The following is a 16,586-nucleotide window of genomic DNA, read 5'->3' as shown; positions in this document are numbered from 1 at the left end:
AGCTCCGATTTCTCGGAGTTATCCCAATCCTTGAGGCAGGTTCCTTACGTGTTACTCACCCGTCCGCCGCTCATTCCACTGCCTTCCCTCCGAAGAGTTCCGTCAGTTTCCTGCGCTCGACTTGCATGTATTAGGCACGCCGCCAGCGTTCGTCCTGAGCCAGGATCAAACTCTCCATGAAGTGTTTGACTTGCTCGTTGTGTGACCGAAGTCACGATTGACGAAGCTTGCGCTTCATTCGTTTTTGTATTCCGTAGAATACGATTTTTGCCTCATCGTTCAGTTTTCAAAGTTCGTCTGCCGCCTTAGCGACTTTAATAGATTAACAGGTTGTTTTGATTATGTCAACCATGCTTTTTAAAAAACTTTTCAGCCCCAACGAACCGTTTATAAAAGGCGTCTCGCTGGAACATTTATTAATATAACAACAAAATTCGACAAACACAAGCATTATTTTAAAAAAACTTTGCAAAGAGTTTAAATCCTCTTCGCAAAGTCTTTACCTTCTTAACATGGCTCCTACTGTAAACGCGATATTCGCTGGGCGTTCTGCTAACCGTCTCATCAAATACGTATACCAGTCCACACCATGCGGAACGTAAATAACGACACGATAACCTTGTCGAACTAACTCTTGTTGTCGTTTCGGTCGCATGCCTTGAAGCATTTGAAATTCAAACCGTGATGGATCAATCTGTTTCATTTGAGTAAAGTCAATGATTTGCTGAATGATCTGTTCATCATGTGTCGCGATTTGCGTGTAGTTCCCATTTAACAAATTGACTTTTACTAATTGAAGGTATGTCTCATCGACTGTCTTCTTCGGTTGAATATAGAGTTCATCGTCTCCATCGTATGCCCCTTTGACGATACGTACTGTTGCCTGAAGACGTTCTAGATCAAAACGACTACGGAATACATTTGCCTGTAACGCAATTCCGACGTTTGGATAATGTTCATGTACGCGTTCGAAGACTCGGACGATCGACTCGACCATCATCGCTTCTTCCATATTGACCGTTACGCGCATGTTTTGTTGATCTGCAACTTCTGCAATACGTCTCAACTGTTGATAGGCGATATCCGGATCAATTCTTAATCCAACCGATGTCAGCTTTAGCGATACTTGTGCATCTAGATCATGTTCTTTGATTTGCCCGATGACTTTAATACATTCATTTGCGATGTCTATCGCGTCCTGCTCCGTCTCGATGAACTCTCCTAGACAATCCACCGTAGCGGCTCGTCCATCTTGATTAAATTGTTTCACGGTATCGAGTGTCTCTTCTGCGCCCTGTCCTCCGACGAATAATGTTCCACCAAGCGGCAATCCGACTTTTCTCGCTAATTGAATCAGTAACCTATTCTCAGCCAAGTACTCAAATACAGGTCCAGTAATCTGCTGTAACATCTGAATCACCCTCTCTCTTCTCCCTTACCCTCTCCCAATAAAAAAAACGTCTTTCTTCTATAATAGAAGAAAGACGCAGTTTGGATTAATGCAACCAGATGAAGTAACCGAGGAAACCGAGTGATAATACATACATGATCGGATGCACTTCTTTTGCTCGTCCTTTCGCGATCATCGTGACCGGATAGAAGAGGAAACCGAATGCAATCCCTGTTGCGATTGAATACGTTAACGGCATCATGATGACGGTCAAGAACGCGGGAACCGCATACTCGAATTTTTTCCAATCAATCTGGAGCAATGAAGCTGCCATCAATACACCGACGATGATTAATGCAGGTGCCGTGACCGGCGCTGTGATGATTGCAAGTAATGGTGAGAAGAATAAAGCGAGACCGAAGAACAATGCTGTGACGATTGCCGTCATACCTGAACGACCACCTGCTGCGACCCCTGCACTGGATTCAACGTAAGAAACCGTTGTTGATGTTCCAAGAATCGAACCTGCTACCGTCGCTGTTGAGTCAGCGATCAATGCGCGACCAGCACGCGGTACTTTATTTTCTTTAATCAGACCAGCTTGGTTTGCTACTGCAACCAATGTACCTGCTGTATCGAAAAAATCAACGAAGAAGAAAGTCAGGATGACGATCATCATTTGAACCGTGAAGATTTCATCAAAGTGGAGGAATGCCTGTCCAAATGTTGGCGCGATACTCGGTGGTGCTGAAACAATCTCACCAAGACTTGTTGGGACTGGAATCAAACCGAAGATCATTCCAGCAATCGCCGTCACGATCATTCCGAAGAAGATTGCGCCTTTGACACCACGTGTCATCAAGATCGCCGATACGACAAGACCAAATACCGCGAGAAGTGTTGTTCCTTTACTTAAATCACCGAGTGAAACGAGTGTCGCTTCATTCGCAACGACGAGACCACCTGTTTTTAAACCGATGAATGCAATGAACAATCCGATACCTGCTGCAACAGCCATTTTCAACGGTTCTGGAATTGCGTTGATGATGACCTCACGAATACCTGAAGCCGTCAATACCATGAAGACAAGACCTGAGACGAGAACGCCTGAGAGTGCAGTTTGCCACGGAATACCCATCCCGATGACGACACTATAGGCGAAGAAAGCATTTAGTCCCATACCTGGTGCAAGAGCTATTGGATAGTTCGCGAGTAACCCCATCGTGATGGAACCAATCATTGCAACGAGTGCTGTGGCACCGAAGACTGCTCCTGCGTCCATTCCCGCGTCTGCTAATGTGTTTGGATTGACGAACAGGATGTACGCCATCGCAAAGAATGTCGTCATGCCGGCGATGAACTCTGTACGCATGTTCGTACCAAGCCCATTGAAATCAAAGAAACGCGCAATCGCATTTTCTTTTGCTTTCGGTTGGTGTGGCTGTTTCAATTGTGTGCTCATGATTGCCTTCCTTCCAAATAAGCCGTCTCCTTGAAAACAAAAAACGGCCCTTACCTAAGCGGTAAAAGCCGTTTCAATAAGCGCACGATGCTGCGTGTGCGCCGTAGTAGGAACCTTTACGGTGTTCCTGTAGAGACTTCCGGGCCCTATCCCCAGAATTATACGGCATTATTTATGTTTTTTAGTGGTATGAAAAATAAGAACAGACACATCGTAGCACGGTCAAATTCACGGGTCAACCATAAAAGCGAAATTTAACCACTTATTTTATCCGAACGTTCGGATAAAATAAGGATGAAAAACAATTTTTATAAATATAATGATAGAAATAAAAATTAGTTAATATTATTTGCAGACTAGGGACAAAGTATAAGTTTTTTCTTAACAAAAAATATTACGTTTTTTTCACCTCGAATCGTTTTCTTGGGACAAGCATCGCTTCGCTTCGTTGCAGGTTCGCTTTTTCTTTTTTCCCTAAGAAGCGATTTCGAGTGAACAAAAAGCTTCTCTGATCCTTCTTCCGGGTATAAAAAGTAGAGAAAAGTAAGGAAGACTCCCTATGATGGATAAGAAAAATCACTATCATCGCTCAGAGAATATCACCATCACATTGGAACAATTGGTCCCGCAGGACCATCTCGTCCGAAAAATAGATGCAGTCATCGATGTCGATTTCATCTATAGCGCTGTAGAGAACTTGTATAGCGAAAACACAGGCAGACCAAGTACTAATCCCGTTCTGTTAATCAAGATGGTGCTTATTCAATATACATTCAGTATTTTTTCTATACGGCGTACCATCAAAGACCTAAAAAAACAACGTGGTATATCGTTTGTTTTTAGGTCTTGATCTGGATGAGAAGGTGCCGCACTTCTCTATGTTCAACAAAAACTACGTTCGGCGTTTTCAGGATACAGATGTCTTTGAGAGTATTTTTTATCGGATTCTCACACAAGGAGTCGAAGTCGGATTCGTGGACCTCGGTTCTTTTCATTGACTCCACCCACATCAAAGCAAACGAGAACGAACGGAAGTATAAGAGGAAGTTCGTTCGACGCGCCGCACAACAGTACAAAGAAGAACTTGACCAAGAAGTCAACGAGGATCGGATTTTGCATGAAAAAAAGCCTTTCACCCTAAGATGAAGAAAGCTGAAGAACACGAGACGAAGGAGAGTACGACAAATCCGGAGAGTGGCTATTACGTGAAGGGGGAGCATGAAAAGCAATTCGCCTATTCGTGCCATACCGCCTGTGATCGGCATGGCTTTGTCCTCGGGATGATTGTAACGCCCGAAAATGTCCATGATAGTATCGTCTTTCCAGCACTTCTTCAAACTGTCACGCACCATTTCGGACAACCCTTCGCAGTCGTCGCCGACTCTGCCTATAAGACTGTTCCGATTGCCCATCATCTTCTCAAACAAGGCACTTTATCCGCCTTCCCTTATACACGCCTCAGAGGGGTGAAAGGAATGTTGAAAACAAATGACTTTTACTATGACGAACATTGTGACTGTTATATATGTGAAAACAATCAAGTTCTCCGTTATCGAACGACGACGCGAGACGGGTAACGTGAACATGCCTCGAATCCTTTTGTGTGTGAGACATTTCCTCTTCTCTCCCAATGTACGTAGAGTCACGACCACAGAAAAGTCATCCATCACCATCTCTGGCAAAGAGGCGATGGATGAAGTGGAGCATCTCAGACATACAGTTGTGAATCGTACGTTGTATCGAAAGCGTCAGCAAACAATTGAGTGTGTCTTCGCGGACACGAAAGAGAAGCATGGCATGCGTTAGAGCTTCTATCGAGGGCTGAAAAAAAAAAAAAAAACGACGCTTCAAGCGATGCTTACTTTCATTGCCTCGAACCTCAAAACCTTGCGCATTGGTCCTGGTATTCCCCGGAAGTCCACCTCTTATTCATTATGTTAGTTACCATTACATATAACAAACTGAACATCAGTCGTTTAATTTTTTTCGATTACTCTTATTATTATAAAAATTAGTCAATCAAAATAAGTCTATTTTTAAAATTAGATTTATTATTGTGTTTATGAAGAAAAAGAATTACTATTTAATTTAATCTTACGTAACAAAGATTCTTTAATCAAGTTAGGAGAAATACCTATGATTTTGCCTCAAAAATTAGATAAAATCAAAGTCCCCCCCTTAAAAATTCAAGGTATAAAAACAAAACTAGTTCCTTTCATAGCTGAATCTATACAATGGGATGGAAATGGAACATACTTCGAACCATTTATGGGATCTGGAGTTGTTGGATTTAATATAGCTCCTGAAAAAGCAATTTTTAGTGATACCAATCCTCATATTATAAATTTTTACAAGGATATACAATCCGGAAAGATTACTTCGCTCATGGTTAGAGAATTTTTAGAGCAAGAATCAATTAAACTCTCTGCTACACCAGAAGATAAAAATTCGTATTATTATACAGTTCGAGAGAGGTTTAACAAACATCATTCTTCCTTAGATTTTTTATTTTTACAGCGTTCTAATTTCAACGGAATGATTAGATTTAATGGGAAAGGTGAATACAACGTTCCATTCGGAAGAAAGCCAGAAAGATTTAAAAAAGCATTAATAACAAAAATAGTTAATCAAGTAGCTTGGATTGAGAATTTGATGATAGACAAAAATTGGGAATTTATACAGATGTCTTTTATAGATGCTTTTCTATTGATGAAACAAGGCGATTTTGTTTATTTAGATCCACCTTATATCGATAGATATGACGGATATTACGATAATTGGAATCCAGAGTTTGCAATTTTATTATCAGAACTAGCTCAAAATGGACCCTCTGGATATGCATTTAGTATGTGGTATGAAAATCAATATAGAAAAAACAGTCATATTGAAAAATGGCACAAAGGAAAGATAATAACAACAAAACATTATTATCATTTAGGTGGCAAAGAAAAAAATAGGAATGCTATGATTGAAGCGCTGATTATTAGTCCAGAAAATTTAAATATAGAAAAATTTGATCAAGTTGAACAACTTTCATTTTTTAATGATTTTATAGAGAACTGACTGACCTATAAGTCTCTCTCAGATTAATTAAATGGCCGATGATTCCTTCTATCCATGGAATCATCGGCTATTTCTATTCAAACTTTACTTATTTATTATAATTTCTTACTAACCTAATGTACGAATAAAAAACTTGTAAAATGAAACTGCGAAACAATCTTCAAAAGAACAAAAAACACATGAGAGCAAACCGAATTAGCCATCTATCATCACTTTAATACACACCTTCATCAGAGCACAAATTGTGCTAGAAGAATATGTGTCTGAAAATTATATCGCACGATTGATTGATACCATAATCGAGGATATGGATGCTCATATCGATACTTCGTCTGTTTACTTAGTTCGATGATGGCTCTTTCGAGCACCGAAGGTGCTTCCACAGATTCTTTCGTCCACCGTTAATAGCTTGCTCTCGGCACCTTCAAGACGCTCAGAATAGCGGTGATCGCATATTTTCTTCGCAGAGATTCTACAATTTTTATGACTGCTTCTTTCTCAACTCTCTTTCGATTGTCAACAGCGGTTTAAAATTCCTTCTTAATAACGGATTAAAAATCCCTTTTTTACACGTTACTCTTGGAAACTATCGACACGGGTCGGCCCGTTTCTTTTCCCTCATCCGATACGAATCTCCCCGAATGTTAAAAGTGGTCGCATGATGAAGAAGGCGATCTAAAATTGCGGTTGCCAAAACCTCGTCACCAAATATTTTTCCCCATTCAATATATGACTTGTTTGAAGTCAGGATGATCGAGCCTCTCTCATATCTCTTCGAGATGATTTGAAACAGCGCATTCGCACTGATGGGGTCGAACGGAAAATAACCGATTTCATCTAGAATGAGTAGCTCGGATCGACAGTACCTTTTGATGATACGAGGAAGAAGTCCAGATTTCTCGGCTTTTTGACACTCCTCTACAAAATCGTTCGCGGTAATGAACGAAGTCCTATAACCTTTCGTGACAGCTTCCGCAGCGATTGAAATCGCCAAGTGTGTCTTTCCCACCCCTGGCGGGCCCAATAATAATACATTGAAGCCGTTATCGATGAACCGACAGGTCATCATCTCCCTGACGCGCTTTTCATTGACGCTCGGCTGAAACGCAAATTCAAAGTCTTCTATTGTCTTAAAATAGGGAAGTCTGGAACGTTTTATTCGTGATCGCTCCTTTCAAACTGTTCGTACACTTGAAGGGAACGACGTTCCACTTCAGGAATATCGGGCTGGAGACGACGGGTCGACAAACCTTTTTGAGTCGTTTCTAGCCCTTTGTAATGCTCTAAATTTAATTGATACTTTAAATTCCCGGAGGCAATCGGATGTTGGACGATTTGTTCGCCAAACGACGTATCTGAAAGACATTGGAACATCAGCGTAGACCTCGAGATGATGGTCGAGGGTGATTCTAATTCGTACATGTTGTCCGACGAACCGGAACGGAACTGAATACTGTCGTCCTTGGTAGGACACAAAACAGTCTTTGCTTACTTGACGTGTTTCCCGGCGATGGACATGATAATGCGGCTTCAAATGTCCTGGTGATAGAAAACCTTGTTCAACCTCGAAGCGTTTCTCAGGCAACTCTTTCGTCGTATCGTTTTTCTTTTTATTGGCCGTGTTTTGTAGCCATTCGAGGACGTCACGATTCAATTGTTCCAATGTCTTTCAGATACGTCGTTTGAAAAGTTCTGTTTCATATAGCCGAATGAGCGCTCAATCTTCCCTTTCGTCTGTGCCCGTCTGGGTTTGCACGCTTTCGGCGTAATCCCATAATAGGCCAAGAAATCTTCGAACTTCTGATTGAACTTGATACCGTTTGGATTGTAGCTGATGACCGCCGTTTTCATGTTGTTATAAAGAATCTGTTGCGGTACGCCATTGAAGAAGGCGAACGCATTCATATGGCACTTCATCAGAGTCTCCAGCGTCATGTCGGTCGTGAATTCGATGTATCGCATCCTTGAATACCCGAGGATGATGGAGAAGGCATACACCATACGCATTTCAACGTCTACTTCATACGTCCCGACATCACTTCAATCCATCTGTCTCTGTCGTCCAGGCGGCGTTTCAACCCTGACGGTAGCCTGCTTTTTTAGGCTAAAGTCTGTAAGGTCTCACGTACTCTCTCAGAATCGTCATTTCCCCCTCATAGCCTAGCTTTTGAATCTCATCGAACAGAACCTCGCAATTGGTTGTACCTTCTTTGATACGTTCGTTTATGTAGTCTTTGTAGAGTTCGAGTTTTCCTTTCCTCTTTTTCCGCTTCACTTCCGTAGGTGCATTTTCCATCTTCAAATACTTTCGGATTGTCTTAGGATCATATCCCGTCTCGTCAGAGATGGCTCTGATTGTCCATCCTTTGCTTATTAACTCACGAATCATAAAAAATCCCTCACTTCGAATCATGTCTCACACTCCATTTTCAGGTTGTCAGAATCATTATCCGTTAATTTGAGGGATTTTTAATACGTTGATATAAGGGATTTTAACAGCGTTGATTACATTCGATCTCCATGTACTTTTTTTAGATTTCGTTTTCCATCTTTAGATGAGACATTTGTCGTTCTCCCTTGTCATCCTCACTCGCAGAATCTGGTCCATGTCCATAGGTATATTGTTTTCCGATCGGCTGATTGAATCGATAGAGTTCATTAGACCGATACCATCTCATCTATATTTCGACTTGCGATTTTTTTTGATTCCGTACTTCTCCATGATCTGTTTCGTCGTTACTCACCACTCAGTTTTTCTTTGACTACTGCCCATTTTACTTCACTTGAATATACGTTTTTGCCCATGCAAAAACACCTCCGATGTTAGTACTTTTTAAAAGTGTACCACTCCGAAGGGGTTTTATATTGTCTCAAAAATTTAGGTTAGCCCAGATCCTTTTTTTACATCGTTTAAATTTTTTATATTTACTTTTCAGTTATATTAATTTCAAACCCAATTATCTTTGTTCTTTTCACTAATCCATAACTGGTATTCTTTGTATCTTTCGGCTATATTTTCTCCCATTTTTGGATCACTCTTTTTTTTCCATTCTATGTAGGAAGGTATATCTTTAAACAATGATTCTTTTGTATCTTCACTATCTTTATACTTAGGATGATTTGACCAATAGTCGTGAAATATTTCCTCACCTAACCAAGCAAATGGACCTGCTCCATAAATAAATGGTTTAGTTGAGTTTGCTTTGATAGTACCAATGTTGTCTGTATTACCGCTTCCTTTTTTTTCACCACAAATACGAAATTTCTCTTGAACAAATGTTTCTATATTTTTATAAGCAGGAATTATACTTGGTAAGTTACTCATTGTTTGTTTTCCTATCGTAGGCTCTGTTTCCCTATCATAAACGATTCCCAAAATATAATGAGCATCGTATTCCGAATAATTTCCCGCAATATTTTTTGTAGGATTGCGCATATAACTTGTAAAGCTTCCACCAGTAAAATTGTATTTCGATCTTTTACTTTTTCTATACGTAGTTTTAATGTCAATCGCAATTTTTCTATTATTCTGTTTTATAAAATAAAAATCCGGGTAAACAGTTTGTTTTTCAGATTCTTTTAGTTCAAATCCTAGTTCTTGTGCAGTTTTATTAAGTGCATCAAATGCAATTACTTCGAATAATCTACCTATAATTTTCGAGTCATTTCCAAATGCAAAAATTTCTCTTTTTTTATTCAAAAATCCAACCAGTTCCCACTCATCTTCGGTTTTAGGTAAGTATTTCGTAATTGTTTCAATTATTAAATCGGTATTTTTTAACATTTACATCCCCACTTATTTGTTTTAGTAAAATGCATAACACACTTTCAAAAAAAAAAAAAAACAGAACTCCCTTTAATTTTACATTGAAAACTAGTTGAAATCCATTTCCACATATTAAAAACGTTAATATTTAATAAAATCGCCTTTTTAATTTTGACAAATTTTAATATTAAGTGCAACACCTACCAGAAAATAAAAAACATAATGGTCTAATGTAGAATAAAATTATCACATTTAACGGAGGATTATAGTGATGCGATTGGATCATGTATTCTTAAAAAACTGCGTACCATGCGGTTTCCTAAATAGATTGCAGAATAATTCTTTCGTGAACAGAGACTCTCGTATAGACCGATTTATCATTGAATCTACAAGGGACTCATCCAGAACGGATTAGACATCTTGCTACAAATAGGAAAACGCCATCCGAACACTCCACTCTCCCGTCGGGAAGTTCCAAACCATATCACGATAGCAAAAAAAGCGCTAATGATCTTCTGCGACAATTCTTCTCCAATGGAACGGCATTTCGTGACATGATTGACTCAGCAGAACTGGATCATGTCTCATATCAACAATCGCCCACAAATGTTCCTAAATTGAAAAACAGTATACGAGGTCTTTTTTGAAGAAGTGTTGCGTCTAATTTGACGAACCGTCACACCAAAAATATGATTGTTTAAACATATATATTTTTCATTTGTTGCTAAAATTCAGCATTTTAAATGGTTTAATTTAAAATACCCCTATAAAATCAGACAATTTCGTGTCCAACTTTATAGGGGATTGAATAGCATTTGTACAAAAAATTAAACATTCAAAGCTTAATACAAATAAGAAAAGAAAATTCTTATTTACAATCTGTATTATTCCCACTCGATCGTTGAAGGTGGTTTCGATGTCACATCGTACAGGACGCGGTTAACGTTCTGAACTTCATTGACGATTCGAACCGAGATCTTCTCGAGCACGTCCCATGGGATACGTGCCCAGTCTGATGTCATTCCGTCAATAGACGTGACAGCGCGGATTCCGACGGCATAGTCGTATGTCCGCTCATCGCCCATGACACCAACCGAACGGATTGGAGGAAGGACTGTGAAGTATTGCCAGATTTCGCGCTCAAGTCCTGCTTTTTTGATTTCGTCGCGAAGAATGAAATCAGATTCACGGACGATTTCGAGTTTCTCATCTGTGATTTCACCGAGGACACGAATTCCGAGACCTGGTCCTGGGAACGGCTGACGCCACACGATTTCATCAGAAAGACCGAGTTCTTTCCCAAGTTCACGGACTTCGTCCTTGAACAACGTGTTGATCGGTTCGATCAATTCAAACTGCATGTCTTCCGGCAATCCACCGACGTTGTGGTGTGATTTAATTGTTTGTGCCGTATCCGTACCGCTCTCGATGATATCCGTATAGAGCGTACCTTGGGCAAGGAAGTCCATATCCGTCAGCTTCGAAGCTTCTTCGTCGAAGACGTAGACGAACTCATTGCCGATGATTTTACGTTTCTGCTCTGGATCTGAGATACCACGGAGTTTGTCGAGGAAACGGTCCTGGGCATCAATCTTGATGACGTTCATGTGGAAGTGATCCGCAAATGTCTTCATGACGCTCTCCGCTTCACCCTTACGCAATAAACCGTGATCGACGAACATACATGTCAATTGATCACCGATTGCTTTGTGAATCAAGGCTGCGACGACAGAAGAGTCGACACCACCAGAAAGTGCACAGAGGACTTTTTTGTCGCCGACTTGTTCTTGAATCTTCGCTACTTCGATTTCGATGAAGTTCTCCATCGACCAATCGCCTGCACATTGACAGACTTCAAAGAGGAAGTTCTTGAGCAATTCTTTTCCGAAGACCGTATGGTTCACTTCCGGGTGATACTGCACACCGTACATTTTCAATTCTTCGTTCTTGATCGAAGCGATCGGACATGACACGTTCGTTCCATCGACGACGAATCCGTTTGGCACAGATGTGACGAGGTCGCTGTGGCTCATCCAGACCGTTTGTTCAAGCGGTAGGTTCGCATACATCGGTGACGGGTCTTGTAACGTCAATGTGGCTTTTCCATATTCACGATGTCCCGCACGTTCTACTGTTCCGCCGAAATGTTGTGACATGAGCTGCATGCCGTAACAGATTCCGAAGATCGGAATACCGAGGTCGAAGATTTCTGGGTCACACCGGTACGCATCCTCTGCGTAGACGCTACGTGGACCACCTGAGAAGATGATACCTGCAGGTGCGATTTCTTTTACTTCTGCTGCAGTGATTTTATGCGAATGCAATTCACTGTAGACGCCAAGGTCCCGAATACGACGTGTGATCAATTGATTGTACTGTCCTCCAAAATCGAGGACGAGAATCATTTCCTGGTCCAAATGTGCTTCCAAATCTGTTCCCGCCTTTCTGATTTCATGCGTACCCTATGAAAAAAGCCCACTCTTCGCCCATGAATAAAATGGAAAAAGAGCAGGCCGCTTCACAAAAAAATGTATACGAAGGGTCTGCTCCTTCATAGTCAGGTCGTTTAAGGTGACCCGGTAGAGACTCTCGCGCCATATTCGCGAGTATATACAAAGGAGATTGCATGTGTGTGATTTACGTTGTTCCCATTGTACCTGTATCGTTTCGTAAATATCAACCCTCTACATGACGAATGATATTTTCGAAATATTCACGTTTTTTCTCGGCAGATAATGATTCTCCGCCATAGACCATCCGTTCGTAAGCATCCGTCAACGGTCGCATCGCGTACGTCTCGTAGTACCCATCGACTTCGTGAGCGAGTTCCGCAAGCGTCCGACCATCTTGATAATGGAATCCTTTTTTATCAAGACGTCGCAAGAGGTACCGGTACATCCGTCGGAATCCTTCTGGTCGCTCGATTTGTCTCCGGAAGAAGAGAATCGCGAGTGTTCGAATGATTGGTTTTCGGAACAGGTAAAGGAACAAGAGAGCGAGTGCCGTCATAAGGATTGGCCAAAACGGAATTGACTTCTGCTCCGTCTGTCCGGCGCTCGTCGTCTGTTCTTCGTCGAGAAGATTTTCCTGCGGACGATTTGGTGTCGTCGTCTCTGTATTATTTTCTGTTTCGCGTTGTGGATTTGTTTGCTCCGTCTCGTTGTTCGTTTCTCGGTCAATCGTATATTGACCTGCTCCGTCGAAGCTAACAGTCGGCTCAAGCGGTACCCAGCCTGCTCCTTCAATGTAGACTTCGACCCACGAGTGGGCATTTTTATTTCGTACCGTATAACTGGTCACGGCGGAGCCGATGACATCGGACTCGCCTCCCGTGAACCCTTTTACCCAGCGTGCGGGTAATCCAGCTGCCCGAAGCAACACAGCGGCGGACGTCGAGAAGTTATCACAGTATCCGAGCTTCGTTTCGAACAGGAATTGATCGACGTAATCTTGATTTTCTCCTGGTACGGCGACTTCCTCCGTATTATATTCGAAGTTTTCTTCTTCGAAATAGTTTTCAATCGCTCGCGCCTTGTCCCACGGTGTTTCTTCACCCTCAACGATTTGATTCGCTAAATCACGGACACGTTGTGGTAATCCATCTGGTAGCTGCAGGTACCGACGTGTGTCAGCCGCTGATAAATCGAGCGGCTCATCTGTCTGTAACTGCTCTTCTGTGAAGAGTGGATAGGCATATTCGATTTGATAGTTGCGCTGCTGATTCGTATCGTCGAGATACGAGATTTTTTGATTCTCAGGATCAACCAGTACATTTTGTCGTTGTTGGTCGACCGTCAACCGAACATTATCACCATTGTACGGAACGAACGGCAGTTCACGTGCCATTTCAAACGTTGCCGTCTCATTTCTTGTCTTGACCTCTTTTCCGAAATGCGAGAAGAAACCACGCGCATCGATTTCCGGATTCGACTCTGACAGCACCCAGCCTTTTCCGGTGTAGATGTCTTTCGTCTCGACTCGCCAGTAGCGGTTCCCTTCACTCTCGACTTGGAAGACTTCTCGATCGTCCATCTGGAACGGACCACCGAGTTGCTCATCATTGTTACCGTAGCCAACCTTTTGAATCGCATTCGACGGCTCTCCTTCACCTTCAAGCCCGGACGTCAAATCGTACCAACTGTCTTGCCATGTCGCATTGATGACAGGACTTTGGACGGCAGCGACGATGACAGCTCCCATGATGAATACAGCGCTCAGCGGACGAACGTAAGAGGCACGCGGTCGTTCGTTGACTTCCGTTGCATAGAGCAATAGCAAGGATAAGATGATCGGATAAAGAATGAACGTCTCTCCCGAATAATCCGTCCACGTATCACAATAGGCGATGAACCCGATGACTCCAAAGGCGAGTCCAAAGACAAACCCACGATTCGGGAATGTCCGGCGCGCGAGATACGCGATCAAGAAACTAATCAGTCCGATTGAGAGCGCGAAAGCGGGTCGTCCTGGCAATTCACCATTGATGACACTCTGAATATCCGAACTGATTTCCGTAAAGATGCCCCATGGTGCTGCTCCCGGCGTCAAAATCAGATAGAACGACAGCAGTAATCCACCGAGACTTCCGAGTAAAAAGTAACGTCGTGATAGATGCGACAACAGTAAAGGCAAAAACAGCATCGGTAAAAACGACCAAAGATGCTCGAACGTCGTCAGTTCAAGAAGTGGTGGCATGAAACAAGTCAGGACGGCTGCCGCGATAGCGTTCCAAAGTAAGCGTCGCATCATCGCACTCCCCTCCGTTCTGGTGTATAGACATGAACGGTGGCTTCTTGATTAATCTTCGAGATCCATAGTTCATTGTTCGATTCAAGATCCGGCGTGATGAAGAGGACGTTGCCACTCAATCGAAGCGCTTTTGACGAGTACTCCCATGACTCGATGAACGTCCGCGTCCGACTCGGTTGCGCCGTCATCAAGTAATGCGTCAGTTTCGCACCCTCGAGTGGTAATGATAACGATTGAACAGCATGTCCGACGAGGTGAATGCGGTAGCTCAGCCGTCTTTTATTTAGCTGATCCGTCGCTTCTGCCAGCATCGAGATGACTCGTTCGAAAGCTTCACCCGCTTCCGTCCCCTCATCAAAGACGATCGTCGTCTCCCGTTCCTGTTCTCGTTCAAACGTTTTCGTCATTAAACCTTGGCGTTTTGCCGTCGCTTTCCAGTCAATCTGATTCATCCGGTCACCACTGACGTATTCTCGGACACCAACGACAGTAAAGGACGACTGACGAAGATCAAGCGACACAGGGGAGATGCCCCCATCGCCGCGATCCTCCTCATGCGGAAGTTGAACGGCAAGGCGTGCCGGTTCGATCGCAAGATACGTCTCGACCGGAAACATCCGCTTCCGCTTGAACAGACCGAACGGATCTGTAATTTCAACGATACAGCCAGGAATCTGGTACACTCCTCGACGAATCGATGGAATCGTGTAGTCGATGTGCTCTGTCTTTCGGTAGTGGGCACGGAGCGGACGACTAATATCGAGTTTTTCTTCGCTGAGTTCGTTTGGAATCGCTTCCGTCACCTCGACGGCTCCGACAAGGAACGGGAAACGTCGGCGAACCCGCAAGGAAACCGGGATATCCGTTCCGGCAACGAGCATCTTATTTGAGACTTCGCGCGTCGCCAGTGCCTGCGTGACAGGCCAAACGAGGAAGAGCGTCCAGTAGACCGTCAAACCAGCCATGACATAAAACAGCAAGGAAGCAACATTTCCGCCATCGACGCGCGCATATGTCCATAAGGCAACCGTCGTCAAAAGGAGTACAGCGTAACGCCAACCAATTTGCCACTTCGTCATAGGGACTCCACGTCTTGTTGGATGGGTACAGCAACCTCTTTTTTGATCTGTTCTAAAATCCGTTCCGACGATTGACCGTGATAACGCGCGTCCGCTGTCAAAATCAAGCGGTGTGATAGGACTGGAATCAAGAGATGTTTAACATCATCCGGCAAAACGAAACTGCGTCCTTCCATGTACGCCCACGCTTGCGCGACTTTCATCAAGGCGATTGAAGAACGAGGACTCGCGCCGAGATAAAGTGAACCGTTCGTCCGGGTCGCTTGGACGAGATGGACGATATATTTTTTGACGGGCTGTGAGACATGGACGTTCTTGACTTCTTCTTTCATCTGGAGCAATTGCTCGCGACCAATCACCGCTTCGAGCGTTTCAATTGGTTCATCCCGTTCGAAACGTGTCAGCAGCTTCATTTCTTGGTGGAAATCAGGATAACCCATTTTGACTTTGACGAGGAAACGGTCGAGTTGTGCTTCTGGTAACGGATACGTTCCTTCGTGTTCAATCGGGTTTTGTGTTGCCATGACGAAAAAGGGATTCGGAAGCGTATGAATCTCACCATCGACGGTGACGTTCGCTTCCGCCATTCCCTCGAGTAAGGCAGATTGAGTTTTTGGTGACGTCCGGTTGATCTCATCGGCTAAGACGATGTTCCCCATTAAAGGACCCGGTCTATATTCGAATTGGCTTGTTTTCTGGTTATACATCGATACACCCGTCAAATCCGACGGAAGTAGGTCTGGCGTGAACTGAACACGTTTGAAGGTCAACCCGATCGATCGGCTGAACGCACGGACGAGCATCGTCTTCCCGACTCCCGGTACGTCTTCTAATAGGACGTGACCGCCCGCTAATAATGCTGCCAATGATTGTGTGATGACATCTTCCTTACCAATGATGACTTTCTCTACGTTGTCGATAATCGCTTGAATCTCCTTAGTGTATGTTCGCATTGTCAGGCCCCTTGCTCTCGTAGTAGTTGAATTTTCTGACTTTTTATATCATCTCATATTCCGCTACGCTTTTAAAGAAATACGAGCAGTTTCTAGCACATGAAAAAGGGGGAACGCCGTAGCG

The 16,586-nt window shown here is 43.1% G+C and carries 10 protein-coding genes, 1 rRNA gene, 2 pseudogenes and 2 riboswitches; of the genes and pseudogenes, 2 read left to right on the top strand and 11 right to left on the bottom strand.

What is annotated here, in order from left to right:
• The 3 genes from NOM72_RS12995 to NOM72_RS12985 form a co-directional block, all read right to left on the bottom strand.
• Positions 1–181: ribosomal RNA gene (locus NOM72_RS12995) — 16S ribosomal RNA — on the bottom strand; the annotation flags it as partial.
• A gap of 318 nt (positions 182–499) precedes the next feature.
• Positions 500–1,411 (bottom strand): proline dehydrogenase family protein, encoded by a 912-nt coding sequence (locus tag NOM72_RS12990; RefSeq protein ID WP_255999310.1) that lies wholly within the window; start codon positions 1,409–1,411, stop codon positions 500–502.
• An 85-nt stretch (positions 1,412–1,496) separates the two neighbouring features.
• Positions 1,497–2,801, bottom strand: a complete 1,305-nt coding sequence (locus NOM72_RS12985) for an NCS2 family permease (RefSeq protein ID WP_195865827.1) — start codon at positions 2,799–2,801, stop codon at positions 1,497–1,499.
• Positions 2,802–2,936: 135 nt separating this feature from the next.
• Positions 2,937–3,038: riboswitch (purine riboswitch) on the bottom strand.
• Between the two features lie 373 nt (positions 3,039–3,411).
• On the opposite strand from NOM72_RS12985, the pseudogene NOM72_RS12980 reads away from it, so the two are divergent.
• Both NOM72_RS12980 and NOM72_RS12975 read left to right on the top strand, forming a co-directional pair.
• Positions 3,412–4,756: pseudogene (locus NOM72_RS12980) on the top strand (IS1182 family transposase); the annotation flags it as partial.
• A 232-nt stretch (positions 4,757–4,988) separates the two neighbouring features.
• Positions 4,989–5,915 (top strand): DNA adenine methylase, encoded by a 927-nt coding sequence (locus NOM72_RS12975; protein WP_255999304.1) that lies wholly within the window; start codon positions 4,989–4,991, stop codon positions 5,913–5,915.
• 586 nt (positions 5,916–6,501) lie between these two features.
• On the opposite strand, the gene istB is transcribed toward NOM72_RS12975, so the two are convergent.
• The 8 genes and pseudogenes from istB to NOM72_RS12935 all read right to left on the bottom strand — a co-directional run bounded on the left by istB (position 6,502) and on the right by NOM72_RS12935 (position 16,462).
• Positions 6,502–7,041 (bottom strand): IS21-like element helper ATPase IstB, encoded by a 540-nt coding sequence (istB, locus tag NOM72_RS12970; RefSeq protein WP_255999309.1) that lies wholly within the window; start codon positions 7,039–7,041, stop codon positions 6,502–6,504.
• A 29-nt stretch (positions 7,042–7,070) separates the two neighbouring features.
• Positions 7,071–8,328 (bottom strand): annotated as a pseudogene (gene istA, locus NOM72_RS12965) (IS21 family transposase).
• Positions 8,329–8,446: 118 nt separating this feature from the next.
• Positions 8,447–8,593, bottom strand: a complete 147-nt coding sequence (locus tag NOM72_RS12960) for a hypothetical protein (protein WP_255999303.1) — start codon at positions 8,591–8,593, stop codon at positions 8,447–8,449.
• Positions 8,594–8,862: 269 nt separating this feature from the next.
• Positions 8,863–9,699, bottom strand: coding sequence for a type II restriction endonuclease (locus NOM72_RS12955; protein WP_255999301.1), 837 nt, complete (start codon positions 9,697–9,699; stop codon positions 8,863–8,865).
• Between the two features lie 866 nt (positions 9,700–10,565).
• Positions 10,566–12,086 (bottom strand): glutamine-hydrolyzing GMP synthase, encoded by a 1,521-nt coding sequence (guaA, locus tag NOM72_RS12950; protein WP_223041971.1) that lies wholly within the window; start codon positions 12,084–12,086, stop codon positions 10,566–10,568.
• Between the two features lie 129 nt (positions 12,087–12,215).
• Positions 12,216–12,317, bottom strand: a riboswitch (purine riboswitch).
• Positions 12,318–12,357: 40 nt separating this feature from the next.
• A complete protein-coding gene (locus NOM72_RS12945) occupies positions 12,358–14,430 on the bottom strand; it encodes a transglutaminase TgpA family protein (protein WP_255999300.1) in 2,073 nt (690 codons plus the stop codon).
• A complete protein-coding gene (locus tag NOM72_RS12940; RefSeq protein WP_023467046.1) occupies positions 14,427–15,509 on the bottom strand; it encodes a DUF58 domain-containing protein in 1,083 nt (360 codons plus the stop codon). The genes NOM72_RS12945 and NOM72_RS12940 overlap by 4 nt, the downstream gene beginning before the upstream one ends.
• Complete coding sequence (locus NOM72_RS12935) at positions 15,506–16,462, bottom strand: AAA family ATPase (protein WP_023467045.1); 957 nt, start codon at positions 16,460–16,462, stop codon at positions 15,506–15,508. Before NOM72_RS12935 ends, NOM72_RS12940 begins: the two co-directional genes overlap by 4 nt.
• Between the last annotated feature and the right edge of the window lie 124 nt (positions 16,463–16,586).

This window comes from Exiguobacterium sp. LL15 (assembly GCF_024436095.1).
GTDB classification, from domain to species: Bacteria; Bacillota; Bacilli; order Exiguobacteriales; family Exiguobacteriaceae; genus Exiguobacterium_A; species Exiguobacterium_A indicum.
The sequence above is the reverse complement of the archived record's forward strand: the minus strand, read 5'-3'. Positions and strand labels throughout refer to the sequence as shown.